22 protein-coding genes are annotated in these 22,467 nt (G+C 64.6%); 11 read left to right on the top strand and 11 right to left on the bottom strand.

The window, feature by feature from the left end:
* Positions 1-30: 30 nt before the first annotated feature.
* Entirely contained in the window at positions 31-1,662 is a 1,632-nt protein-coding gene (gene glgA, locus ACTJK4_RS18675; RefSeq protein WP_440818631.1) for a glycogen synthase GlgA, read from the bottom strand.
* A gap of 402 nt (positions 1,663-2,064) precedes the next feature.
* Between glgA and ahpC the strand changes: the two genes are divergently transcribed.
* Positions 2,065-2,628, top strand: coding sequence for an alkyl hydroperoxide reductase subunit C (gene ahpC / locus ACTJK4_RS18670; protein WP_024978277.1), 564 nt, complete (start codon positions 2,065-2,067; stop codon positions 2,626-2,628).
* 124 nt (positions 2,629-2,752) lie between these two features.
* Positions 2,753-4,327, top strand: a complete 1,575-nt coding sequence (gene ahpF / locus ACTJK4_RS18665) for an alkyl hydroperoxide reductase subunit F (protein ID WP_440077486.1) — start codon at positions 2,753-2,755, stop codon at positions 4,325-4,327.
* Between the two features lie 77 nt (positions 4,328-4,404).
* Here ahpF and ACTJK4_RS18660 read toward each other — a convergent pair whose 3' ends face one another.
* Positions 4,405-5,292 carry a LysR family transcriptional regulator gene (locus ACTJK4_RS18660; RefSeq protein ID WP_260801299.1) on the bottom strand — a complete coding sequence of 296 codons (888 nt, stop codon included), beginning with the start codon at positions 5,290-5,292 and terminating at the stop codon, positions 4,405-4,407.
* Between the two features lie 94 nt (positions 5,293-5,386).
* Between ACTJK4_RS18660 and ACTJK4_RS18655 the strand changes: the two genes are divergently transcribed.
* Entirely contained in the window at positions 5,387-5,875 is a 489-nt protein-coding gene (locus ACTJK4_RS18655) for a nucleoside deaminase (protein ID WP_440077485.1), read from the top strand.
* A gap of 62 nt (positions 5,876-5,937) precedes the next feature.
* Here ACTJK4_RS18655 and ACTJK4_RS18650 read toward each other — a convergent pair whose 3' ends face one another.
* Positions 5,938-6,789 carry a LysR substrate-binding domain-containing protein gene (locus ACTJK4_RS18650; protein ID WP_260801301.1) on the bottom strand — a complete coding sequence of 284 codons (852 nt, stop codon included), beginning with the start codon at positions 6,787-6,789 and terminating at the stop codon, positions 5,938-5,940.
* Between the two features lie 123 nt (positions 6,790-6,912).
* Here ACTJK4_RS18650 and ACTJK4_RS18645 point away from each other — a divergent pair, with 123 nt between their 5' ends.
* The 3 genes from ACTJK4_RS18645 to ACTJK4_RS18635 all read left to right on the top strand — a co-directional run bounded on the left by ACTJK4_RS18645 (position 6,913) and on the right by ACTJK4_RS18635 (position 9,264).
* Positions 6,913-7,791 carry an alpha/beta fold hydrolase gene (locus tag ACTJK4_RS18645; protein ID WP_440077484.1) on the top strand — a complete coding sequence of 293 codons (879 nt, stop codon included), beginning with the start codon at positions 6,913-6,915 and terminating at the stop codon, positions 7,789-7,791.
* A 669-nt stretch (positions 7,792-8,460) separates the two neighbouring features.
* Positions 8,461-8,916 (top strand): ferric iron uptake transcriptional regulator, encoded by a 456-nt coding sequence (fur, locus tag ACTJK4_RS18640; protein ID WP_316881485.1) that lies wholly within the window; start codon positions 8,461-8,463, stop codon positions 8,914-8,916.
* A gap of 96 nt (positions 8,917-9,012) precedes the next feature.
* Positions 9,013-9,264 carry a hypothetical protein gene (locus ACTJK4_RS18635; RefSeq protein WP_322017875.1) on the top strand — a complete coding sequence of 84 codons (252 nt, stop codon included), beginning with the start codon at positions 9,013-9,015 and terminating at the stop codon, positions 9,262-9,264.
* A 9-nt stretch (positions 9,265-9,273) separates the two neighbouring features.
* Here the strand turns inward: ACTJK4_RS18635 and ACTJK4_RS18630 are convergent, their stop codons facing one another.
* From ACTJK4_RS18630 to ACTJK4_RS18615, 4 genes are all read right to left on the bottom strand, one after another.
* On the bottom strand, positions 9,274-9,579 hold the full coding sequence (locus ACTJK4_RS18630) for a hypothetical protein (protein WP_004627974.1): 306 nt from the start codon (positions 9,577-9,579) through the stop codon (positions 9,274-9,276).
* 106 nt (positions 9,580-9,685) lie between these two features.
* Complete coding sequence (locus ACTJK4_RS18625) at positions 9,686-10,006, bottom strand: DUF6587 family protein (RefSeq protein ID WP_232040056.1); 321 nt, start codon at positions 10,004-10,006, stop codon at positions 9,686-9,688.
* Positions 10,003-11,868, bottom strand: a complete 1,866-nt coding sequence (gene feoB, locus ACTJK4_RS18620; protein ID WP_440818630.1) for a ferrous iron transport protein B — start codon at positions 11,866-11,868, stop codon at positions 10,003-10,005. Before feoB ends, ACTJK4_RS18625 begins: the two co-directional genes overlap by 4 nt.
* 46 nt (positions 11,869-11,914) lie before the next feature.
* A complete protein-coding gene (locus tag ACTJK4_RS18615; protein ID WP_232040054.1) occupies positions 11,915-12,223 on the bottom strand; it encodes a FeoA family protein in 309 nt (102 codons plus the stop codon).
* 687 nt (positions 12,224-12,910) lie between these two features.
* On the opposite strand from ACTJK4_RS18615, the gene ACTJK4_RS18610 reads away from it, so the two are divergent.
* Positions 12,911-16,462 (top strand): EAL domain-containing protein, encoded by a 3,552-nt coding sequence (locus tag ACTJK4_RS18610; RefSeq protein WP_440818629.1) that lies wholly within the window; start codon positions 12,911-12,913, stop codon positions 16,460-16,462.
* Between the two features lie 21 nt (positions 16,463-16,483).
* Here ACTJK4_RS18610 and ACTJK4_RS18605 read toward each other — a convergent pair whose 3' ends face one another.
* Positions 16,484-18,073 (bottom strand): methyl-accepting chemotaxis protein, encoded by a 1,590-nt coding sequence (locus tag ACTJK4_RS18605; RefSeq protein ID WP_322017872.1) that lies wholly within the window; start codon positions 18,071-18,073, stop codon positions 16,484-16,486.
* A 215-nt stretch (positions 18,074-18,288) separates the two neighbouring features.
* Between ACTJK4_RS18605 and ACTJK4_RS18600 the strand changes: the two genes are divergently transcribed.
* Positions 18,289-18,540: a hypothetical protein gene (locus tag ACTJK4_RS18600; RefSeq protein ID WP_260801309.1), complete on the top strand. Its 252-nt coding sequence runs from the start codon at positions 18,289-18,291 to the stop codon at positions 18,538-18,540.
* Between the two features lie 13 nt (positions 18,541-18,553).
* Here the strand turns inward: ACTJK4_RS18600 and ACTJK4_RS18595 are convergent, their stop codons facing one another.
* From ACTJK4_RS18595 to ACTJK4_RS18585, 3 genes are all read right to left on the bottom strand, one after another.
* Positions 18,554-19,375, bottom strand: coding sequence for a siderophore-interacting protein (locus ACTJK4_RS18595; protein WP_440476498.1), 822 nt, complete (start codon positions 19,373-19,375; stop codon positions 18,554-18,556).
* 92 nt (positions 19,376-19,467) lie between these two features.
* A complete protein-coding gene (locus tag ACTJK4_RS18590) occupies positions 19,468-20,136 on the bottom strand; it encodes a PadR family transcriptional regulator (protein ID WP_316869517.1) in 669 nt (222 codons plus the stop codon).
* A gap of 103 nt (positions 20,137-20,239) precedes the next feature.
* Positions 20,240-20,758, bottom strand: coding sequence for a MarR family winged helix-turn-helix transcriptional regulator (locus ACTJK4_RS18585; protein ID WP_440077481.1), 519 nt, complete (start codon positions 20,756-20,758; stop codon positions 20,240-20,242).
* A 77-nt stretch (positions 20,759-20,835) separates the two neighbouring features.
* Between ACTJK4_RS18585 and ACTJK4_RS18580 the strand changes: the two genes are divergently transcribed.
* Genes ACTJK4_RS18580 through ACTJK4_RS18570 form a run of 3 tightly spaced genes read left to right on the top strand, consistent with a single transcriptional unit; the run spans position 20,836 to position 22,402 of the window.
* The gene (locus tag ACTJK4_RS18580; RefSeq protein WP_316881475.1) at positions 20,836-21,333 is read left to right on the top strand and encodes a carboxymuconolactone decarboxylase family protein; all 498 of its coding nucleotides are present in this window, start codon (positions 20,836-20,838) and stop codon (positions 21,331-21,333) included.
* Positions 21,330-21,779: a GNAT family N-acetyltransferase gene (locus ACTJK4_RS18575; protein ID WP_232040046.1), complete on the top strand. Its 450-nt coding sequence runs from the start codon at positions 21,330-21,332 to the stop codon at positions 21,777-21,779. Before ACTJK4_RS18580 ends, ACTJK4_RS18575 begins: the two co-directional genes overlap by 4 nt.
* The gene (locus ACTJK4_RS18570; RefSeq protein ID WP_433867739.1) at positions 21,776-22,402 is read left to right on the top strand and encodes an FMN-dependent NADH-azoreductase; all 627 of its coding nucleotides are present in this window, start codon (positions 21,776-21,778) and stop codon (positions 22,400-22,402) included. Before ACTJK4_RS18575 ends, ACTJK4_RS18570 begins: the two co-directional genes overlap by 4 nt.
* Positions 22,403-22,467: the final 65 nt, after the last annotated feature.

Here is a 22,467-nt window from a genome sequence, read left to right as displayed (position 1 = left end):
CGTGAAAGCGGGGCAGAGCGTCAGGCGCGGTCAGGCACGGATCTTCTCGGCACTGGCGGCGCGCGCCACCGCGTGCGCTCGGATCTCGTCGGACAGCGCCGTCGAGCGTCGCCGCGCCGGCGTACGCACAGGTTGATCGGGGCGGGCCGTGTGCAGCGCGTCGGGTGCGACGGGCGTCTGCGCAAGCGCCACGGCGGGCATGGGTGTGGCGGCCGGCACGAGGTTGCGGTACAGCGCGATGTATTCGCGGGCCGGCTGCGACCAGCCGAAGTCGGTCGTCATGCCGTTGTATTGCAGGATGCGCCACGCCTGCGGCTGGGCGAAGACGCGCAGGGCGCGTTCCACCGCGGCCACCATGGCGTCGGCGGTGTCGCCGTCGAACAGGAAGCCCGTGGCGCCGTGCACTGCCGCTTCGGGCGAGCCGTGGTCGGTGATGGTGTCCAGCAGCCCGCCCACGCGCGACGCAACAGGCACCGTGCCGTAGCGCATCGAATAGAGCGGCGTCAGGCCGCACGGCTCGAAGCGGCTACCGTGCAGGAGGATGTCGGCGCCGGCATGCAGCAGGTGGGCATAGGCCTCGGTGTAGCCGATCTTCGCGGCCACTTGGCGGGGATAGCGCGCCGCCAGCTCAGCCATGCCGGTCTCATAGGCGTGTTCACCGCAGCCGAGCACGGCCACCTGCAATTGCGGGTTGGATTCCAGCAGTTGGGGCAGCGCCTGCAACGCCACGTCGGCCATCTTCTGATGCGTCAGGCGGCTGCCGACGGCCAGCAACGGCGCCTTCGGGTCTTCCGGCAGGCCGAAGCGTTGCTGCAGGACGCGCTTGGCGGTTTGCTTGCCGCTCAGGTTGGAAGCAACAAACGGCTGCGGCAGCAGCGGGTCTTTCGACGGGTTCCACACGTCGTTGTCGATGCCGTTGAGGATGGCGACGAGGTCTTGCTGGCGTGCGCGCAGCAGATCCTGCATGCCGCAGCCTGCTGTCTCGGTCAGGATTTCGCGCGCATACGCGTGGCTCACCGTGGTGATGCGATCGGCCCAAAGCAGGCCGGCCTTCAGGAAGCTGAACTGGCCCCAGAACTCGGCTTCGTGCGCCGCATCGGGCGGCACGCCAATGTCCGGCACCACGTGCATCGGGAAATTGCCCTGGAACGCGAGGTTATGGATCGTGAAGACAGTCTTCACCGGCGCCTGCGCACGCTTGACGAACAGCGGCACCAGCCCTGCATGCCAGTCATGCGCCTGCACGATGTCAAAGCGATGCACCCCGGGCACGCCGCCGGCAACGCGCGCAGCGGCCTGGCTGAACGCTGCAAAGCGCAGCGCGTTGTCGTCATATGGCTGGCCGTGGTCGTCGAGGTAAGGATTGCCGGGCCGCGCGAACAGCGCCGGGGCGTCGAACAGCAGCACCGGGATGCCCTGTGCGCCCATGCGGCCGTTCAGCAGGCGGGCGCGGCCGCCCGGCAGGTCGGTCCATTCGCACACGGTGCGCGTGTGCTGCAACTGCGTGATGGCGTCGGGATAGCCCGGCAGCATCACCGTCACTTTCATGCCGGCGCGCCGCAATGCGTTCGCGCAGGCCCCGACCATATCTCCAAGCCCGCCGGTCTTGGCCAGCGGCACAGCTTCAGAAGCGACAAAGAGAACGTTCAGCAACAAGGTCATGCTCCCGGAGGAATTTGCCTGCCGGGCCGTCAGCCAACTGCATGAGCAGTGGACGGCGCCGATGCGCGGCGGAGGTTTGCGATCGACCTCTTCGCGCAAGACCTATGCCAGTCAGACAGACGCTGACAAGGCTGTAGTCTTGGCGCGCGCCGCCTTGGCTCTACGTGATGTGCGCACTGCGAGAACACGTGCGGGGTGTGCAACCTGCGGGTGTGCCATGTAATTTCGTCTATGCACGCAGGCGCACCTTTTGGATATGTGGCGCTTCAGTCGGTAAGCGCTCGGTTGCTCAGGCAATAGAAAAAAACAATCGACAAAATCATATCAATCAACTTGTGCAATGCACTGATCGACGATACGATCCACTCCGTTGTCAACCAAGCAACCCAACCGAAAACCACTATGTCGCTGATCAATACTCAAGTCCAACCGTTCAAGGCCCAAGCGTTCCACAACGGCAAGTTCATCGAAGTCACGGATGAGTCGCTCAAGGGCAAGTGGTCCGTGCTGATCTTCATGCCGGCCGCATTCACCTTCAACTGCCCGACCGAAGTGGAAGACGCAGCGGACAACTACGCAGAATTCCAGAAGGCTGGCGCCGAGGTCTACATCGTCACGACCGACACGCACTTCTCGCACAAGGTGTGGCACGAAACGTCGCCGGCCGTGGGCAAGGCACAGTTCCCGCTGGTGGGTGACCCGACGCACCAACTGACCAACGCATTCGGCGTGCACATTCCGGAAGAAGGCCTGGCACTGCGCGGCACGTTCGTGATCGACCCGCAAGGCGTGATCAAGACGATGGAAGTGCACGACAACGCTATCGCCCGTGACGTGAAGGAAACCCTGCGCAAGCTCAAGGCTGCCCAGTTCGTCGCCAACAACCCGGGCAACGTGTGCCCGGCCAAGTGGAACGAAGGCGCCAAGACGATCAAGCCGTCGCTGGACCTGGTCGGCAAGATCTAAGTTGTAAAGGCTGTTGCTGCAGACATGCAGCGTGAAAAACGGCCGGCTCTGCCGGCCGTTTGCTTAAGGGCGCAGGCATGTGCCGCGCCCTGTCACTGAATCAAAACGAATAAAGGAAGTCGTCATGCTGGATGCTGATGTCAAGGCCCAACTGAAGGCCTACCTCGAACGCCTCGTGCAGCCTATTGAGCTGGTCGCCAACGTCGATGACAGCGAGGGCTCCCGCGACATGATGGACCTGCTGCGCGACGTGGCCGAGCAGTCCAGCATGATCGTGCTGACCGAACAACGCGATGCCGCCGAGCGCGCACCGTCGTTCCTGATCCGCCGCACCGGCACCGATGTGAGCGTGCGTTTTGCCGCCATCCCGACCGGTCACGAGTTCACCTCGCTCGTGCTGGCGCTGCTGCAAGTGGGCGGCTATGCACCCAAGCTCGAATCCGACGTCATCGAACAGATTCGCAATATCGAAGGGGATTTCCGCTTCGAGACCTACATGTCGCTCACGTGCCAGAACTGCCCGGACGTGGTCCAGGCGCTGAACGTGATGTCCGTGATCAACCCGCGCATCCAGCACGTCGCCATCGACGGCGCGCTGTATCAGGGCGAAATCGAGGCGCGCCAGATCATGGCCGTGCCGACCGTGTTCCTGAACGGCGAGACGTTCGGCACGGGCCGCATGGGCGTGGAAGAGATCGTCGCCAAGATCGACACTGGCGCCGCTGCGCGTGATGCTGAAAAGCTCGCCGCCAAGGAAGCGTTTGACGTGCTGATCGTCGGTGGTGGCCCGGCTGGTGCCGCTGCTGCCGTGTACGCGGCACGCAAGGGCGTGCGTACCGGCGTGGTGGCCGAGCGTTTTGGCGGCCAGGTGCTCGACACGCTGGGCATCGAAAACTTCATCTCCGTGCAGGAGACCGAAGGGCCGAAGTTTGCCGCCGCGCTTGAGCAGCACGTGCGCCAGTACGACGTCGACATCATGAACACGCAGCGCGCGGTCAAGCTCACGCCGGCAGACAAGCCGGGTGGCTTTGCCGAGGTGACGCTGGCCAACGGCGCGGTGCTCAAGGGCCGCTCGGTCATCCTGTCGACGGGTGCCCGCTGGCGCAACGTCAACGTGCCAGGCGAGCAGGAATACAAGAACAAGGGCGTGGCGTACTGCCCGCACTGCGATGGCCCGCTGTTCAAGGGCAAGCGCGTGGCGGTCATCGGCGGCGGCAACTCGGGTGTGGAAGCCGCCATCGACCTGGCCGGCCTCGTGAGCCACGTCACGCTGCTGGAATTCGCCAGTGAGCTGAAGGCCGATGCCGTGCTGGTGCGCAAGCTGCAAAGCCTGCCGAATGCGACCATCGTGACCAACGCGCAGACCACCGAGATCACCGGTGACGGCCAGAAGGTCAATGGCCTGCGTTACAAGAGCCGCGTGGATGGCGTCGAGCACACGGTCGCGCTCGAAGGCGTGTTCGTGCAGATCGGCCTGGTGCCCAACACCGAATGGCTGGATGGTGCGCTTGAGCGCAACCGCTTTGGCGAGATCGTTGTCGATGCACGCGGCCAGACCAGCGCGGAAGGCGTGTTCGCCGCAGGCGATGCGACCACGACGCCGTACAAGCAGATCATCATTGCCACCGGCGATGGTGCGAAGGCCGCGCTGTCGGCGTTCGATCATCTGATCCGCGTGCCGCTGGCCGAAGCTGCCTGAAGCTGAACGAAGCCGTACTCGTACCGAGCCGGACTCCGCAATCTGCGGGTCCGGCTTTTTCTTTGATGCCTCGGTGCTCAGCCAGCGGCGGACTGCAGCGCCTGCGCACGCGCGGAGCACATGTCGACAAGGCGATCGCGCAACGCGCGCCCCGCGCTGTCGAGGTCGGGTCGCGCAAACAGCGCCAGCTCCAGCCCGCCGATCTCCGGAAAACCATCGGCAGCGCCAACCACGCGATGTCCGGCCTGCACGGTGCTGGCGGGCAGCAGGCTCACGCCCAGCCCCGCGCTGACAGCCGCACACAGGCTCGCCAGGCTCGGGCTTGAATACGTGATGCGCCACGGCTGGCCGATCGATTCCAGCGCGTGCAGCATCTCCTGCCGATACAGCGCGCCCACCGGAAACACCACCAGCGGCAACGCAGGTTGCGATGGCCCAAGCGGCAGCGTGTGCGGCCTCTCGGCGCTGTCGATCCAGCAAACCGGTTCAGCCCAGCGCGCATGGCAATCGCTATCAGTGCCCCATTGCTTGACGAGCAGCATGTCGAGATCGCCATTGCGATACAGACGCAGGAGGTGGTGTGAGAGACCGCTTTCCACTTCCAGCCGCAGCCGCGGGCGCTCGCGCGCAAAGCTCGCGATGAGCGGCATCAGCGCACCGCTGCCGAGGTCTTCCGGCACGCCCAGGCGCAGCACGCCGCCGGTGTGTTCGGGGCTGAGCGCCTCGCTCGCTTCGTTGGCCAAGCGTAGCAGGCGGCGGGCGTAGCCGAGCAGGCGGTCGCCCTCTTCCGTCGGCAACACCTGGCGCTGGCTGCGGTCGAGCAGGCGGCAGTCCAACTGCTGCTCGAGCCGCAGGATCTGCTGGCTGACGGTCGATTGTGTCAGGTGCAAATGCTCGGCCGCGCGTGTGAAGTTGCCCGTATCGACCACCGTGACAAAGCTGCGCAGCAACACAAGATCAATCATTGGAAAACCCACTGAATCTCATTTCATTATTTAATTTCAACATGTTTAGGGGCGCAACCATAATCGACCCGCAATTTCGTCTCCGGAGAACCCGATGTCCGACGAGCAGTACATGCGTGAGGCGGTGGCGCTTGCGCGCGGTAACGTCAACGGCGGCGGCTTGCCGTTTGGGGCGGTGCTTGTGCGCGACGGGAAGATCGTTGCGCGTGCGGTGAACGAGGTGCTTGGCACCAATGACCCCACAGCCCATGCCGAAATGCAGGCCATCCGCCAGGCAAGCCAGACGCTGGACACGGCCGACTTGCGCGGTGCAGTGATGTACGCCAGCGGCCATCCGTGCCCGATGTGCTTTGCGGCCATGTACCGCTGCGGCATTCGCACGGCGTACTTTGCCTATTCGAACGAAGATGGCGAGCCTTTCGGTATGTCGACCGCTGCAATGTATGCGGAGATGCGTCGCGCGCCGGAGGGCGGTGAGCTGCAACTGCATCCGTTCAGGCCAACGGGCGAGCAGGGCCTTTACGAAGATTGGGAGGCGCGTCGCGCTGGAGTTGAACCTGCGCCGCGAGATTCAACGACCTAGCCGCCGTTGTTCCAGAGGCGAGCGATTCCCCGATCAGTCAAGGGAAGCTTGGCGAAGCGGGCTCACGCATTTAGCTCGGCCACAATTCGCTCGGCCAGGAAATCGCAGGGTTGACGGTTGGAAGTGACACTACGCGCCAAGACGATCTCCAACGTACCGATCTCCGGCAGGCCGTGCGCGGATCCGAGCAACGTAAAGTCGGAGGGCACGGCACATCGCGCCAATGGCGTGATGGCGAGGCCCGCTCGGGCCATCGTCAGCAAGCCCAGCAGGCTCGGGCTTTCATACGAAGTCCGGTAGGCGATCTTTGCGCGCTCGAGACTGCGGATCGCCTTCTCGCGCGCGACGCTGCCCGGCAGAAACACCGCAATGGGCAATGGCCGTTCACGCCAGATTTCCGTGGTCCCCGGGCCCGCCGCCCACACCATCGGTTCGTGCCGCAAAAATTCGCCGGTCAGCCCTTTGACGCGCGTGGCGCAGACGAGGTCCACCGTGCCATCACGCAACATCGGCGCCAACGCCACGCTGGGCAAGCCGATGACCTGGATTTCGACCTTCGGATAGCTGGCCGAGAATTTCTTGAGAATCGGCGGGAACAGCGACGACGCATAGTCGTCGGGCACCCCGATCACCACGCGGCCCGTCACGTCCGGCCGCACGACCGCTGCCCAGGCTTCATCACGCAGCGCAATGATCCGGCGCGCATACGCCAGCAGCACCTCGCCGTCTTGTGTTGGTATCACGCTACGCGGCTTGCGCACGAACAGCGCCTTTCCTAGTGCCGATTCCAGCGTCTTGATCTGCATGCTCACAGCCGATTGCGAGCGGTGCACGAGATCTGCCGCCCGGCTGATCGTGCCTGTGTCGGCAACGGCGACGATCATGGTGAGAACGTCGACGTCCAGGGCTTTCATCTCGGTACTCATGTGCACTCGCTTGCGAGGATGTATCAGAAAAACTGAAAGATTCCATCAATATTATGCGATTTCCTTTTCAATCGCAGTGCAGCAAAGTCTCGGGAAAACGGAGTTTCAACAATGAATGCGCGAACGCCCCTGACGACGCTGGCTCTTGCCGGCGTATGGCCACAACCCGCTTTTGCTGCCACCGCCTCGGGCACCTCGGTGCCCTACGTAGAAGCCGGAAGCGGCGAGCCGATGGTCTTTGTTCACGGGTCGTTGTGCGATTACCGCTATTGGGATCCGCAACTCGCCGCGCTGTCGAAAAAGTTCCGCTGCTTCGCGCCGAGCCTGGGCCACTATTGGCCGGAAACCCACGCATTCGGGCACGGCGATTTCAGCTGGGAAGCGCACGTCGTTGAGATGGCAGAGTTCATCGAGGCGCTCGGGCTGGGCCCGGTGCACCTGGTTGGCCATTCGCGCGGCGGTTGCGTTGCGTTCCATCTGGCGCGGCAGTACCCGCACCTGGTAAAGACGCTCACGCTGGCCGATCCGGGCGGCCCGTTGCAGGCAGCGCCGCAAGCCGCCGCCGGCGCCTTGCCGCCCGCGGTCCAGGCATTGAGAGCACAGGCTGCCGACCTGATCGAACAGGGTGAATTTGACGCAGGCCTGAATCTATTTGTGGACTCGGTCACCATGCCCGGCTTCTGGGTCAAGAGCACGCAGAGCTTCCGCAGGATGGCGCTCGACAACGCGCTCACGCTGCCAAAGCAGCTGCGTGATCCGCTCCCGGCCTATACGCTTGAGGCGGCCGGCGAAATCCAGTGCCGCACGTTGCTGATCGACGGGCAGAAGAGCCCGCGCATGTTCCGGAACACCGTCGACAAACTCCATGCGTGGATTCCGCAGGCTGAGCGTCATACCATCGCGGGCGCGTCGCATGGCATGAACATCGCCAACCCGGGCGCGTTCAACCGGGCGCTTAGTCAATTGGCTGCCTTGTCGCCCCATACGTAGCCATCAGCAGTTCGAAGCCGAAGCACTCACCGACGACGTCCACGCAGCCCCTTTGCTCGCAACCGACATGATCAGCAGCAAGCCAATCTGCTGACTCGTCGCCAGATCGATGCGTACGCCGGCAGTGAAAGGACTGTAGCGGACGCTTGATACACCGTCCGATCGTCAGCCTTGAGGGTGGGTCCGGCTACGCCCGCGCTACCGCACTGGGGTGATGCCCCTTGCGGCGTCGAGAAAGCCGCGCTCAGATCGGGGTCTTCAATAGATCGCAAAGAAAACTCTTGTAATGCGAATCATTCGCATTTATAGTGTGTCCATCGACGGCGCTGCAGCCGATGGATCCGCCCCCTAGGGCACATCCCTCAAACGCACGCCGCATCGAACCGAATTTCGCTGCGTGCGCTCGCTATTCCATGGGCAGCGCCCGGCACCCGATCTTTTGTGGGGACCGCTCTGACACACAGAGCGTTTGGCAGTAGCAAGCCGCCCGACAGTCGGGAAAGCACTCAGACCCCGCTTTCCCGACTGCGACTTTTCCGGGCTGCCAGCCATGCCGTTTTTTTTTTAGGACTTGTCGACCCGGCCTGCATGCTTGCGGCCTTGTCGTTTCCGGTCCTCGCCCGCTGCAATACCCCGCCTGCCGTACCCAAATCTCGCCCAACGAACGCCATGCCAAACTCGACCGACCTGCGCCGGGCGGGGCTCAAAGCCACCTCGCCGCGCGTCAAGATCCTGGAAATCCTCACCGCCGGTACGGAACACGGCCGCCACCTGAGCGCAGAAGATGTGTACCGCCAATTGCTCACGTCGGAACTCGACATCGGCATCTCAACGGTCTACCGCGTGCTCAATCAGTTGGTCGATGCCGGCGTGCTGTTGCGTCATGCGTTCGAGGCCGGCCATGCGGTGTATGAGCTGAACGAGGGCGCGCACCACGATCACCTGATCTGCCTGACGTGCGGTCGCGTGGAAGAGTTTCACGACAGCGCCATCGAGTCGCGGCAGGAGCGTGTGGCCAACGAGCGCGGCTTTGTGCTGCGCGATCACGCGCTGGCGCTTTACGGCGTATGCCCGGCGTGTCAGGCGGGCGCCGGTATGTCGGGCGCGATTGGGTTGAACGCGTGACGTGATCCGGTAACTTGCTGAAACAGTATCGGCGCAATCATGGCGAAACTCACTGCGCGCTCGGTGTTCCAACTCCCTGTTATTCAGGAGATGCCGATGCAACGCCGTCTGAAGTCCGAAGATGAACTCAAGACATTGCTGGCCCGCTGCGTCCAGCAACACCCGGAATGCGCACAGTGCGAACTGCGCGCGATGTGCATTCACCGCCCCGATCACACCGGCTGCAACTGGAGCGCCGAATTTGATTTTCCGGCCGACGACGATGCCGCCGCCATTCGCGGCCTGTCCGTCGCCAAGCGTTTGCTGACGCGCGCCCGCACGCAGTACAACGTAGTGCCGGCCCGGTAACCGCGCCGCCTATCCCTTCGCCTGGCGGGAGATCCGCTCCAGCAGCGCGCGTGCGCTTTCACCGTGCCCCTGCTGTGCCAGCAGGCGCGCATTCAGCACGAGGTTTTCGAGGACCAGCTTGGCGATGCTCGCCGTGAGCGAGACGATCACCTCATCCTGGCTGAAATGGGCATTTTCCATTTGCGTCAGCTGGCGCGACACCAGCTTGCAGACCAGGTCGCGCAACATCTGCTCGTCAAAGGGCAGGTTGGCGAAATCCACCGGGTCTTCCTTCTCGACTTCCGCAATCAACTGGACCAGCAGCTCTTCGGTCATGACGCGTCCCCCGTTCAGGTTTGGACCAGTCTACGCCCGCGCTGCGCAAAAACAAAACGGGCCCGCGTGATGCGAGCCCGTTGGTGTTGTGACGTTGCGTCGGCCGTTATTTGCGCCGCACGAAGTGGATCGGCTGTTCAACCGCCGAGGATGACGACGATTCACCCGATGCACAGCCACTGCAGCCGCTGCCGCAGGCGCTGCCCGAAAGCGGATCGGAGTGGCACGAGGGCGACTCGCCCGGCGTGAGCAGGCGCTGGCCGAAGGCGCGCATCCAGCCCGGCCGCGACGGTCGATCACACCAGCCTGCCACGCGCGCCGCCGTGCGGGCGCGCATCGCTGGCGCATAGCGGCCGGTCAGCGACAACGCGCTCAGCGCCACGACCGTGGCGACAACGCCGGTTTCGACAACGTGATACACGCTCATGTCAGCACCCGTGCGATCTGGTAGGTAGCGAAAGCGGCCAGGTAGGCCAGCGCGAAGAGGTAGCCGGCGGTGCCCGCCATGACCTTCCACGAGTTGGTCTCGCGGCGGATGGTGGCCAGCGTCGAGATGCACTGCGGCGCGTAGACGTACCAAGCCAGGAAGGCCAATGCCGTGGCCAGCGACCATTGCTGCGAGATGATCGGCGCCAGCTGCGCAGCCGCATCTTCATGCGTGGCCGACAGCGAGTACACCGTTGCCAACGCGCCCACGGCGACTTCACGTGCAGCCATGCCGGGAATCAGGGCAATACACATCTGCCATGTGAAGCCGATCGGCGCGAACACGACCTCAAGCGCACGGCCGATCATCCCGGCAAAGCTGTAATCGATGGCCGGCAGCGTGGCGTTGGCCGGCGGCGCCGGGAATGTCGAGAGGAACCACAGCAGCACCATCATCTTGAGGATGACCGTGCCGATGCGGCGCAGGAAAATGCGTGCACGTTCGATCAGGCCGACGATCAGGTTGCGCACGCTGGGCAGTCGGTACGACGGCAACTCGAGAATGAGCGGGTGCTCGTTGCGATCGCGCTTCAGGTACTTGAGTACGTAAGCGACGACAAGAGCCGACACGATACCCGCCATGTACAGCCCGAACAGCACCAGCCCCTGCAGATTGAACAGGCCCCACACCTGCCGCACCGGGATGAACGCGCCGATCAGCAGCGCATACACGGGCAGCCGCGCCGAGCAGGTCATCAGCGGTGCAACCAGAATCGTCACCAGCCGGTCGCGCGGGTCCTGGATCGTGCGCGTGGCCATCACGCCGGGAATCGCGCACGCAAAACTGGACAGCAGCGGAATGAACGAGCGCCCTGACAGCCCCGCGCCCGCCATCAACCGGTCGAGCAGGAAGGCTGCGCGTGGCAGATAGCCTGACTCTTCCAGCGACAGGATGAAGAGGAACAGGATCAGGATCTGGGGCAGGAACACCAGCACGCTGCCCGTGCCGGCGATGATGCCGTTCACCAACAGGCTTTTGAGCATGCCGTCGGGCATGACGTTGCCGACCCACACGCCCACGGCTTCCACGGCGCCCTGGATGCCGTCCATGAGCGGCTGCGCCCACGAGAACACCGCCTGGAACATCAAGAACATCAGCACGGCCAGCAGCATCAGGCCCAGTACCGGGTGCAGCACGATGCGGTCGAGCCGGTCGTCCAGCTCGGCCGTGCTGCGCGGCATGGTCACGGCGGCATCGAGCAGGCGCTTCACTTCCACGTGCGGATCGGCGTCGGCCGGCAGCCCAACCGGCACGGCCGGCAGCTTTTCGTGATCGATATGGGCGACAAGGTCGGCCGCGCCGTTGCGTTTGATGGCCACGGTTTGCACCACCGGCACGCCCAGGGCGGCCTCCAGCTTGGCACGGTCGATGCGGATGCCGCGTCGCTCGGCCGCGTCGACCATGTTCAGCGCCAGCACCATCGGCAAGCCCAGGCGTTCCAGCTCCAGCACGAAGCGCAGGTGCAGCCGCAGGTTGGTGGCGTCGACCACGCAGATCAGCAAATCGGGGCGCGACTCACCACGGAACGTGCCAAGGCAGATATCGCGCGTGATCGCTTCGTCGGGGCTGGTGGCGATCAGGCTGTAGGCACCCGGCAGGTCGAGAATCTGCACATGCCGGCCCGACGGCGCGGTAAAGCGGCCCTCCTTGCGCTCGACCGTCACGCCCGCATAGTTGGCAACCTTCTGGCGGCTGCCTGTTAACAGGTTGAACAGCGCGGTCTTGCCGCAGTTGGGGTTGCCGACTAGGGCAACGCGCAATGCGGGGGTGGAAGCGGAGGAGGAAGAAGCGTGCATCTGCATGAAGCCGGATAAGCGGAGCCGGAAGGCGGCGGCAATGGGAGGCTGGCTATGCCGCCTCGCGTACCTTGGCGGGCGGGGCCGTCTCGGGAGCGGCGATGACGGCAGCGGGTTGCGTTGCCGATTGGGCGCGCAGGCGCACGCGGGCAGCCTCCTGGCGACGCAGTGCAAAGCGGGTGAAGCCCACCTGCACGACCAGCGGATCGCCGCCAAACGGGCCGACAGCCACTACGCGCACCTCTTCGCCCGTCACGAACCCGAGTTCGCGCAGGCGTTGGCTGATGGGATCGGCGGGTTCACGGTCTTCAACGTGATCCACCACCGCCGTCGCCCGGCGGGAAAGCTCGGAAAGCCGCATCGTGCGTGATCGTTAACGTAGGGTGGTACAAGCAGGGAGGCTAAATGCGAATCGTTTTCATTATAACGCAACATCCCGTGTGACGGGCTGCGGCACCCGGTCGCTGGGATGGATATTTCGGAGGACGGGTTGTTACGGAGTCAGGCGTTGTGCAGAAAGCACACGCGAAAGGCGCAGGGTGGTGAAACCCGCTGCCATGCAGGGTTTTTCCCAAATTACCCTATCCTGGGTATTGGCGTGATCGGGGGGCTTGCCTATCCTTCAACTGCGCTGAACTTCCCCGTTCAAAGCGTATTCTTGAAGCCACCGGATACCGCTATTCGGTGGCTTTTTCTATGGGCGCTTGCCGCGCACAGACGTCCCGCGCCAGACGCTGCCGGCACCGTGACCACGAGCTCGCCTTGCTGTTGAGCAGCGTCGCGGCAACGGGTGTTGGGGCACCGCTTTGCCAACACCGCTACCACCTGTCATGCCGCCTGCCATGCCGATTTGCGGCACGGTTACCTACAGACTATCCACAAGTTGCGTGCGATAGGAATTGCAAGCAAAATGCTTGCGCACTGCGTCAGCCGTCCGCCGGCACGATGCCGCAACTGCATCGTGCGCCGAGGGGATGGTCCTTGAGCCGCGCATCGTGCAACCGCAGAGTGCATTCGCTCTCCTCATAAGGCTCTACCGGTCATTCAAGTGCCGAAGCACGCTTTCTTTCCCACCACGCTGCGCGGCCGCTTGCTTGCCCTGGCTGCGGTGGCCGCCTTGCCGGCCATCGTTGTGGCGATTGCCGGTGTGGCGCTTTACCGTGACCGGCTCAACGATCACCTTGCTCAGCACCTGACCCACGAAACCGAGGCCGCCGCCGCGCGCGTCGGCATGGTGCTCTCCAACGCCAATACGCTTCTCTCGGTGCTGCTTGCCGACGATTCGGCACTGCGCATGGAGCAGCAAGAGTGCAGCAGCTTCGTCAACCGCGTCTTCCATAACCAGAGCGAACTCGCGAACCTCGGCATCATCGACGCGCACCGCAAGCTGGTATGTACGCCCGACACGGCGAAGCTTGGCGTCGATCTGTCGGACCGGCCGTACCTCAACGAGATCTTGGCGACGGGCCGGCCTTCCTTGTCGACGTTCGTGACGGGGCGCGCCTCCAGCCAGGCCGTGTTGATTTCAGCGCGGCCGATGACAGGCAGCGACGGCGCGATCCGCGGCGTGGCATATGCAGCCGTGCGACAGAGCGCGTTGATTGCGGCAGCCGTGGACGGCATGCCGCAAGCGCCGGTCTATCTGGTGGATGCCGACGGCAACGTGCTGTCGACGCAGGGCACGTTGCGTGCAGCGCAAGTGCCGGCGGTGGTTCGGGGGCCGCTGCTGGCTGCAGCAGGGGAGCAGCCGGGCGAGCCGCTGCTGGTGGACGACACCGACGGCGTGCGCCGTGCCTACGCCGCCATGGTGGTGCCGCATGCGGCCGGCGGGCATTTGCGCATTGTGCGCGGTGTGGATGCCACCGATATCGTTCGCCAGCAGCGCAACGTGACGCTGGCTGGCGGCGGCGCCATCCTGCTGATGGTCGTGATGCTGCTGGCGCTGATCCAGATGGCCCTGCGACGGATGGTGATGCCCCGCATCGATGCGCTCGTGGATGCGGCACGCCACTACGCAACGGGCGATTTTTCTGCCCGCGTGCCTGAGCACGGCACCTCGCGCGATGAACTCTCGCTGCTGGAACGTACCTTCAACGAAATGCGCGCCGCCATCCAGCGCCACGACGCCACCGTTCACCGCCTGACCGAACGCTTTCAGCGCGTGGCGCGTGCCACTAACGACTGGATCTTCGACTGGGATATCGCCACCGGCGAGTCCTGGGCCAACGCCAGCCTGCATCGGCTGCTTGGCAGTGATGCGCTGCTGAGCCCTGGCGACGACGACGGCGCAGGCGGGGGTACCTCGCGCACGCTCACCTTCCACCAATTCGTCCACCCGGACGACGTCGATGCCTTCGCCAAGGAACTGCGCGCCGTACTGAATTCGGACGGCGACAGCTGGCAGCACGTCTGCCGCGTGATCGATGCCAACCGTGCCACGCGCACGGTGGAAATTCGCGCGAGCCTGTATCGAGATCAGAACGGCCGCGCCGTGCGCGTGGTCGGTGGGGTGACCGACATTTCGCAGCGCTCCGCGATTGAACAAGAGCTGCGCAGCAGCGAAGCGAACTTGAGGGTAGCCGAGCAGATTGCGCTCCTGGGCAGTTGGCGCTGGGACGTGCTGCGCGACTCGACAACGTGGTCATCGGGCATGTATGTGTTGACGGGCATGCCGCTGGGCGCGCCTCCGGCCTTTGCGCAGCAGGCGCAGTTCTTTACCGCCGACAGCTATAACCGCCTGCGTGAGGCCGCCAGCCGCGCCGTGACCGAAGGTGAACCGTACGCGCTGGACCTGGAGATGATCCGCCGTGACGGCGAACACCGCTGGGTGCTTTCGCGCGGCAACATCGAGCGCAATGATCGCGACGAGGTTGTCGCCCTGTTCGGCACCATGCAGGACATCACGGAGCGGCGCGATTCCGACGAGCAACTGCGGTTGCTGCGTCGCGTGGTCGAGTCAGTGCCGTCCGGCATTACCGTGGCCGACGCGCAGCAACCCGACCTTCCGATCGTGTATGTGAACCCCGGCTTCGAGCGCATGACGGGCTATCGCGCAGAAGAAGTGCTGGGCCGCAATGCGCGCTTCCTGCACTCGTCCGAGCCGGGGCAGCCCCCGCTCAATGAAGTGCGTGCCGCCCTGCGCGACGAAAGCGAGATCCGCGTGCTGCTGCGCAACTTCCGCAAGGACGGCCACGCATTCCTGAACAACTTCCTGCTCTCGCCGGTGCGCGATGCCAAAGGCGCGGTCACGCATTACGTCGGCATTCAGGACGACGTGACCGAGCAGGAGATGACGCGCACGCGCCTGGCGCAGCACGCCACCATCGATTCGCTCACGGGCCTGCCCAACCGCACGCTGCTGGCCGACCGTGTGCAGCAGTCGGTGGAGATGGCCGCACGCCAGCGCAGCCGCTTCTATGTGGCGCTCGTCAATATTGATCGTTTCAAGGTCGTCAACGATAGCCTTGGCCACCTGCTGGGCGACGAGGTGCTGCGCCGTGTGGCCGAGCGCCTGCGCGATGCGGCCGATACGGTGGACACTGTGGCGCGCTTTGGCGGTGACGTATTTGCACTGGTGATCTCGCACGCGGGTTCGCGCGGTGTCGATTTCGGCTTCGACCTGTTTGCCGAGCCGGTGCGCGTGGAAGGGCACGAGGTGTTCGTGACGGCAAGCATTGGCGTGGCCGAATACCCGGCGCACGGTACAGACGCCGATAGCCTGATCCGCCATGCAGAGATGGCGATGTACTACGCCAAGCAGAACGGCCGTAATCGCCTGGAATTCTTCGCGCCCGAGATGGATATCGGCGTGTCGTACCGGCTGAACCTGGAACACCAGATTCGGGCAGCGCTGGAACAAGGCCAGTTCCGCCTGCTGTATCAGCCCCAGATCGACACCAAGACGGGCCGCGTGTGCGGGCTCGAAGCGCTGATCCGCTGGGTTCATCCGACGCGCGGGTTGCTGCCGCCGGCCGCGTTCATTCCGGTGGCCGAAGAGAGCGGGCTGATTGTCGAGATCGGCAACTGGGTCCTGACCGAGGCCGCGCAGCAGCACGCTGAGTGGCACAAGCGCGGCCTGGCCGATGACCTGACGCTGGCGGTGAACGTATCGCCGTTGCAGTTCAAACGCGGCACCGTGTTGCCGACGTTGCTCAAGCTCCAGCGCCAATACGGCCTCGGCTCGGGCTTCCTTGAACTGGAAGTGACCGAGTCGATGCTGATGGAGGGCACCGAGCGCACCATCGAAGACCTCACTGCCATTCGGCAGCTTGGCGTGCGCATTGCCATCGACGACTTCGGCACAGGCTATTCGAGCCTGGCCTATCTGAAGCGCTTGCCAATCGACCTCATCAAGATCGATCGCGCGTTCGTCAAGGACATCGACCGCGATTCCAACGATGCCGCCATCTGCACGACCGTCGTGGTGCTTGCCCACAACCTGGGCGTGAAAGTGTGCGCAGAAGGCGTGGAAGATGCCGCGCAGTCTGCCTTCCTGACGTCGCACCAATGCGACGTGCTGCAGGGCTATTACTTTAGCGAGCCACTGTTGCCCGAGGCGGTGACGGCACTGCTGGAAAGCGACACGCGCTTCACGCTGTAAGGCGCTGCTGCTGCTGCGGCGCTAGGCGCGGAACACCGCGACGGCGTGCTTCAGATCTTCCGATTGGCGCGCCAGCACCGAGGTGGCCGCCGCTGCCTCTTCCACCAGCGTGGCGTTCTGCTGCGTGACCCCATCGAGCTGCGACACCGACGCGTTGATCTGCGCAATACCGCTGCTCTGCTCGCGCGAGCTGGCCGAGATTTCCGACATGAGCTGCGTGACGGTCTGCACCGACTGCACGATCTGCGTCATGGTGGCGCCGGCCTTGTGGACGAGGTCAACGCCGTCGCGCACGGATTGGTCGGAGGCGCGGATGATCTCCTTGCTCTGTGCTGCGGCCTGCGCGCTGCGTTGCGCGAGGCTGCGTACCTCGCCGGCGACGACCGCAAAGCCGCGGCCTTCTTCACCTGCGCGGGCGGCTTCCACAGCCGCGTTGAGCGCAAGGATGTTGGTCTGGAACGCGATGCTCTCGATGGTGGCGATGATCTCCGTCACGCGCTGGCTGTCTGCGCGGATGGCGTCCATGGTGTGCACGACGCGCTGCACGACCTGGCCGCCGTCGGCCGCGATCGTGGAGGCCTCCTCGGCAAGCGCGCTGGCGGCGCGGGCGTGGTCCGCATTCTGCGCAACCATCGATGTCAGTTCTTCCATGCTTGATGCGGTTTCTTCCAGTGCGGCAGCCTGCTGTTCGGTGCGGGCAGAGAGGTCATGGTTGCCGGCAGAAATCTGCAGCGTGCTGTGTGCGACGTTGGCGGCGCCGTCCTGGATATCGCGCACGATGGACGACAGACTCGCGCGCATGGTGGCCATGGCGCGCATGACTTCGCCCAGTTCGTCGCTGGAGCGGGCTTCAACCACGGTGGTCAGATCGCCGGCTGCCAGGCGCGTGGCCAGCATGGCGGCTTCTTCCAGCGGGCGGATGAGCGTTCGCGCAAGCAACACGCCCGACATCGTCGCCAGCCCCGCGCAACCGACGCCGGTGAGCCACAGCCAGTCGCGGCTGAACACGAGCCACGCTGCGCCATGCAGATCGGCGGCTTCCAGCGCGATGTGCGCCCACAGCGTACCGATCAGGATGGCCGACGCAATCAGTGTTTGCAGGCCGATCACCTTGAAGCGCAGGCTGTCGCGCTGGAACAGATTCGCGGCGCGCCGCCAGCCTGTGCGAAGAATGCGGCCGGCGCGCACCGTGTACGACGTATCGCCCTCGTTGATGGCGGTGTAGGCGCGTTGCGCGCGCGCGATCTGCGCAGGCGTGGCCATCGAACGCACGGACGTATAACCGACCACCGCATTGTTCTGAAACACCGGCGTCACGTTGGCCAGCACCCAATAGAAACCGCCATCCTTGCGGCGGTTCTTGACGAACCCGCGCCACGGCTTGCCGGCTTGCAGCGTGGCCCACAAGTCGGCGAACGCGGCTTCGGGCATGTCCGGGTGGCGCACGAGGTTGTGCGGCGCACCGACCAGTTCCTCCTGCGAATAGCCGCTGACGCGCACGAACGCCGGATTGGCGAAGACGATGCGGCCTTTGAGGTCGGTCCGGGAGATGAGGTAGTCCGTCGGGTTGAGGGCGGTTTCGGCTTGGGTGACCGGCAGATTCTTGCGCATGGTTGTGCCGCGCTTCGTGGGCGCAGATGGACGGAAGGAGGGGCGCGCGAGAAACGCGCTTTCCTCCTTTGCATCGGCACGCCCGCGACGGGCTAAAGGTGATGCGGGCGCCGGCAGTTGATCTCGATCAAATCACAAGGCGGTGCCCAGATGGGCATGGCCGTTGCTACCTTGCTGGCAATGCGCCGTTCAGGCGCTGCAGATGGAGGAACAAGGTGCACAAGATCTGTGGAGACGTTGAAATCGTCCCGCGTGTGGTTCCCGCCGGTGGGCGGGGCTGGGAGGCGCGTGTCGAGGTGGTGTTCCGCGGCGCGGAAGGGCAATCGTTGTCGGGCTCGCAAGCGGTGCGGCCCGGATGTACGTTTGGCTCGCCGCGCGAAGCGATGGACGCGGCGCTGCTTTACGGACAGCGCCTGCTGCGCGATTGGGTGCGGGGTGGCGCGCCCAGTGCCGAAGTCGCCACTTGAAGCGACTCGAAGATCAACGCGCCTCGGCCGCCTTGCGTTCTTCGCGCGAGAGCCCTGCCGTCCAGTAGCCCTTGGCGTCGATGGCGTCGCGCGGCACGGCCCAGGCGCCTTCGAGCAGCGTGCGGACCTGTTTGAGCAAGGACGCCTCGCCGGCCAGGAACACCTGCGGCGTGCCGGTCGGCATGGACTGGGCGCTGAGTGCGCCGACCATCATTGCGCCGGCGTGCGCCGTATCGCTCTCTACCCAATGGATGTTGCGGCTGCGCGGGTGGCTTGCCAAGGCGCCTTCCAGGGGCAGTCTGGCGCGAGCGTCCCCGATGGCGATATAGGTCAGCACCTGCGCGTGCTCGGGCAATGTTTCCAGAATTGCGAAGATCGCGGGCAACGCCGTTTCATCGCCGATGAGCAGGGTCCACGGTGCAGCGGGGTCGGCGCGGAAGCCGCGCTTAGGGCCCGCAAATTCCACTTCATCGCCCGGGGCGGCGTGTTCGAGCCAGCGTGCCGCCGGGCCATGCTGCGTGGCGGGCGTTTCGTCGTGCACGACAAAATCGATTTCCAGTTCGCCGCGGGCAGGGTGATAGCGGCGGATGGTGTAAGCGCGCCCAAGCGTGCGACCGCTGCCTGCGGCATCGTGCGGAAACATCAGCTTGATGGCCGCGCCGGGCGCAGCGCTGGCCAGATCGGCGAGATCCGTAGCGGCTACGCCGGTAAACACCACGCGGCGCATGCGCGGCGACAGGGTATGGATAGCGCGCACACGCATGCGGCGTGTGGCGGGTTTGACAGAACTGAGCAGCTGCGACATGAGACCTTGTGTGCGATTGAAAGCAAACATAGATGGCTGCGAAATGAACCGACTGGACCGACGCGGTGCCCGGGCGACGAAACATCCCCCGGGGCGGCTGAACAGATGCTGCTGCTTGCCGCTTACCGCTCGCCGGTGATTTCCTTGAGGGCGCGTAGCAGGATGTCTGCCACGCGTTGCTGTTCTTCGCGCGAGGCGAAGCGTTTTTCCATGAGCGCGAACTTCAGACGCCAGCGCGCGGTGCGCAGCGGGTCATGCCCCGTGTCCGTCCACTCGGCGGCGTTGTCGGTTTCGCGGTCGAAGGCCATGGCCTCGTTCATGCGCTTCACACGCTCGCCCATGGCGCGCAGTTGCGCGAGGATGGCATCGGCACTGTGCTGGCGCTCGGCCAGCCACGTTTCGCCTTCGGGCGTGATGCCGTAGCGCTTCTTGTTGCCCTCGGCGGTAACGGAAGCAAAGCCGTGGTCTTCCAGGTACGACAGCGCCGGATACACCATGCCCGGGCTTGGCGTGTAGAAGCCGAGCGAATGCTCTTCCACTGCCTTGATCAATTCATAGCCGTGGCGGGGCGTGCCCTTGAGCAGCGCCAGCAACACGAGCTGCAAGTCGGCCGAACTGAGCCGGCGGCCGCGCCACGGGCTACCACCGTCGTCATCGCCTTCACCGTAGCCGCCGGGGCCGCCAAAACCGCCCATGCCACGCCCGAAGCCGTGTCCGCCGTGACCGTGGCGGCCCATCATGAAGTGTTTTGCAATCCACATTTTGTGGTGATGTCCGAACCAACCGCGCATTGTCATTCTCCTGAAGAACATCATCAGATATATCGTAAGATACATCGGATGATAGTGGCAGCCGTCCAGAAGTCAAGGACAGCGGAGAAAAATGACGTGCGAATCAGGGGGCGGGTTTGTCGCTGCCGAGTGTTGCGACGTGTACAAGCCAACGCCGCACGATCTCTTCTTCCTTGGCCGAGAACCCTTCCAGCAAGTCCTGCTCGATGCCGCCGGAGCGTTCTCGGCACGCTGCAAGCAGGGCAGAGCCCTCCGTTGTGACATCGATGTGCTGGATTCGGCCGTGCACGGCGTGGGGCCGGCGGGTGATGGCGCCGCTGCGCTCCAGGTTGGTGACGATCACGCTCACCGTCTGGGGTGTGAGCATGGTCAACCGGGCGAGGTCGGCATTCGAGATGCCCGGGTAGGCCCGGAGCATCGTGAGCACCAGGAATTGCGGCAGCGTGACACCCACGTCGGCCATGGCCCGCTCCATGCGGAGCCGGTGCGCGGCGCTGGCCTGGCGCAGCAGATAGCCAAGATAGCCTTCTTCGCCGCGCTTGCCCTGTCCGGGCTCGGGGATGGAGGGCGAGGTGCGGGGCGGGTCGCTTTCCTTGCCGGCGGTAGGGGTGCGCTTGCTCATGATGTCAGAGTTCGAATATGATGTTCGAGCACTGATATTACCATTCCTCCAACCCGGGCCTTTAACAGGAGCCAGACATGGAAGATCTCTCCCCTCGCATGGATTACTCGGAATTTGTCGACACCGCCGTCGGCGTGGCCCCGGCGTTGCAGGCGCTTGGCAAGGCAGTCGATGCCTCAGGGCTGGAAAAGCCGCTGACCGAGCTCGTCAAGCTGCGTGCGTCGCAAATCAACGGATGCGCGTTCTGCGTGCAGTTCCACCTGAACCTGGCGCGCAAGCTGCGCGTGGCGCCGGCCAAGCTCGATCTGGTGGCGGTCTGGCGCGACACGCCGGCGGTTTTCACGCCGCGCGAGCGTGCCGCGCTGGCCTGGACGGAAGCGCTGACCACCCTGGCCCGCGCCGCCGACCACGGCGTGGAAGATCACGAATACGACGCCGTGCTCCAGCATTTCTCCAGGACGGAAGTCGCGTTCCTCACGGCCGCCGTCGCCAACATCCAGGCGTGGAACCGTATTGCCGTCGCGATGCGCTTTGCGCCGCACGTGCCGGCCGCCGTGGCCGCAGAGGAAGCATGACCATGGACACCATCCGCCCCATCGAAGACGAAGCCGCGTTGCGTGCGTGCTTTCCCGTCATGCATCAACTGCGGCCGCATCTTGCCGACGCCGACGAGCTGGCCGCGCGCTGGCGCCGGCAGGTGGAAGACGGCTATCGCCTCATCGCCGTCTGGCGCGATGGCGTGCCGGTTGCGCTGGCGGGGTATCGGCAGCAGGAGAACCTCGTCTACGGTCCGTTCATGTATGTCGACGATCTGGTGACCGATGCCAACCTGCGCAGCAGCGGCCTCGGCAACGTGCTGATGGACCACCTCAAGGCCGAAGCCGAGCGCCTGGGCTGTGCACGGCTCGTGCTCGACACGCCGCTGTCCAACGTGCTCGGCCATCGCTTCTACTATCGCAATGGGCTGCTCGCAGGTGCTTTGCGCTTTGGCATAAACATGCAACCCGGAGCTGCACGATGACAACGTTGCTGCACGTGACCGTGAGCCCGCGCGACGATCGCTCGCACAGCCGGCGTGGCGCGCAATTGGTGATTGCACAATTGGCTGAAGCCGTCGGTAGCCTGCGCATCATCGAGCGCGACCTGGCGGCGACACCGCTGCCGCATCCCGATGCCGGCTTTGTCGAGGCCAGCCTCATGCCCGATGCCGACCGCACTGCAGCGCACCGCGCCGCGCTGGCGTTGTCGGAAACGTTGATCGGCGAGCTGGAAGCGGCGGATGCCGTGCTGATCTCCACGCCGGTGCACAACTACACGGTGCCTTCGGCGTTGAAGGCGTGGATCGATCTGGTAGTGCGGCCCGAGCGCACGTTCCGCCGCACGCCCACGGGCAAGGTGGGCATGCTGACCGATCGCTCGGTGCTGGTGGTGTCTGCTTCCGGCGGCAACTTCGATGGCGCCCACGCGCAGACCGATTTCCTGATGCCGTATCTGCGGTATGTGTTTGCCACGGTGGGCATCCGTCAGGTCGAAGGCATCCGCTTGCAGAACACGGCACGCGGTGCCGATTCCGCCATGCGGGCCTTGGAAGGCTTCCGACAGGAGCTGGCTGCGCGGATGTTGCTGATGCCGCTGGTGGCCTGATTGTTGTCGCGCAAGAGAAGAAGCCTGGCTGGCCTATCGCGTCGGTTCGGTTACGTGACATTGCG

The sequence above is a fragment of the Ralstonia sp. 22111 genome (assembly GCF_052045895.1).
GTDB classification, from domain to species: domain Bacteria; phylum Pseudomonadota; class Gammaproteobacteria; order Burkholderiales; family Burkholderiaceae; genus Ralstonia; species Ralstonia wenshanensis.
Note: the sequence above shows the minus strand (reverse complement) of the source record. Positions and strands in the feature narration are given on the sequence as shown.

Excerpts from the sequence above, each read along its gene's own strand:
- glgA (WP_440818631.1), bottom strand. The coding sequence starts at position 1,662 with ATGACCTTGTTGCTGAACGTTCTCTTTGTCGCTTCTGAAGCTGTGCCG.
- ahpC (WP_024978277.1), top strand. The coding sequence starts at position 2,065 with ATGTCGCTGATCAATACTCAAGTCCAACCGTTCAAGGCCCAAGCGTTC.
- ahpF (WP_440077486.1), top strand. The coding sequence starts at position 2,753 with ATGCTGGATGCTGATGTCAAGGCCCAACTGAAGGCCTACCTCGAACGC.
- ACTJK4_RS18660 (WP_260801299.1), bottom strand. The coding sequence starts at position 5,292 with ATGATTGATCTTGTGTTGCTGCGCAGCTTTGTCACGGTGGTCGATACG.
- ACTJK4_RS18655 (WP_440077485.1), top strand. The coding sequence starts at position 5,387 with ATGTCCGACGAGCAGTACATGCGTGAGGCGGTGGCGCTTGCGCGCGGT.
- ACTJK4_RS18650 (WP_260801301.1), bottom strand. The coding sequence starts at position 6,789 with ATGAAAGCCCTGGACGTCGACGTTCTCACCATGATCGTCGCCGTTGCC.
- ACTJK4_RS18645 (WP_440077484.1), top strand. The coding sequence starts at position 6,913 with ATGAATGCGCGAACGCCCCTGACGACGCTGGCTCTTGCCGGCGTATGG.
- fur (WP_316881485.1), top strand. The coding sequence starts at position 8,461 with ATGCCAAACTCGACCGACCTGCGCCGGGCGGGGCTCAAAGCCACCTCG.
- ACTJK4_RS18635 (WP_322017875.1), top strand. The coding sequence starts at position 9,013 with ATGCAACGCCGTCTGAAGTCCGAAGATGAACTCAAGACATTGCTGGCC.
- ACTJK4_RS18630 (WP_004627974.1), bottom strand. The coding sequence starts at position 9,579 with ATGACCGAAGAGCTGCTGGTCCAGTTGATTGCGGAAGTCGAGAAGGAA.
- ACTJK4_RS18625 (WP_232040056.1), bottom strand. The coding sequence starts at position 10,006 with ATGAGCGTGTATCACGTTGTCGAAACCGGCGTTGTCGCCACGGTCGTG.
- feoB (WP_440818630.1), bottom strand. The coding sequence starts at position 11,868 with ATGCAGATGCACGCTTCTTCCTCCTCCGCTTCCACCCCCGCATTGCGC.
- ACTJK4_RS18615 (WP_232040054.1), bottom strand. The coding sequence starts at position 12,223 with ATGCGGCTTTCCGAGCTTTCCCGCCGGGCGACGGCGGTGGTGGATCAC.
- ACTJK4_RS18605 (WP_322017872.1), bottom strand. The coding sequence starts at position 18,073 with ATGCGCAAGAATCTGCCGGTCACCCAAGCCGAAACCGCCCTCAACCCG.
- ACTJK4_RS18595 (WP_440476498.1), bottom strand. The coding sequence starts at position 19,375 with ATGTTTGCTTTCAATCGCACACAAGGTCTCATGTCGCAGCTGCTCAGT.
- ACTJK4_RS18590 (WP_316869517.1), bottom strand. The coding sequence starts at position 20,136 with ATGCGCGGTTGGTTCGGACATCACCACAAAATGTGGATTGCAAAACAC.
- ACTJK4_RS18585 (WP_440077481.1), bottom strand. The coding sequence starts at position 20,758 with ATGAGCAAGCGCACCCCTACCGCCGGCAAGGAAAGCGACCCGCCCCGC.
- ACTJK4_RS18580 (WP_316881475.1), top strand. The coding sequence starts at position 20,836 with ATGGAAGATCTCTCCCCTCGCATGGATTACTCGGAATTTGTCGACACC.
- ACTJK4_RS18575 (WP_232040046.1), top strand. The coding sequence starts at position 21,330 with ATGACCATGGACACCATCCGCCCCATCGAAGACGAAGCCGCGTTGCGT.
- ACTJK4_RS18570 (WP_433867739.1), top strand. The coding sequence starts at position 21,776 with ATGACAACGTTGCTGCACGTGACCGTGAGCCCGCGCGACGATCGCTCG.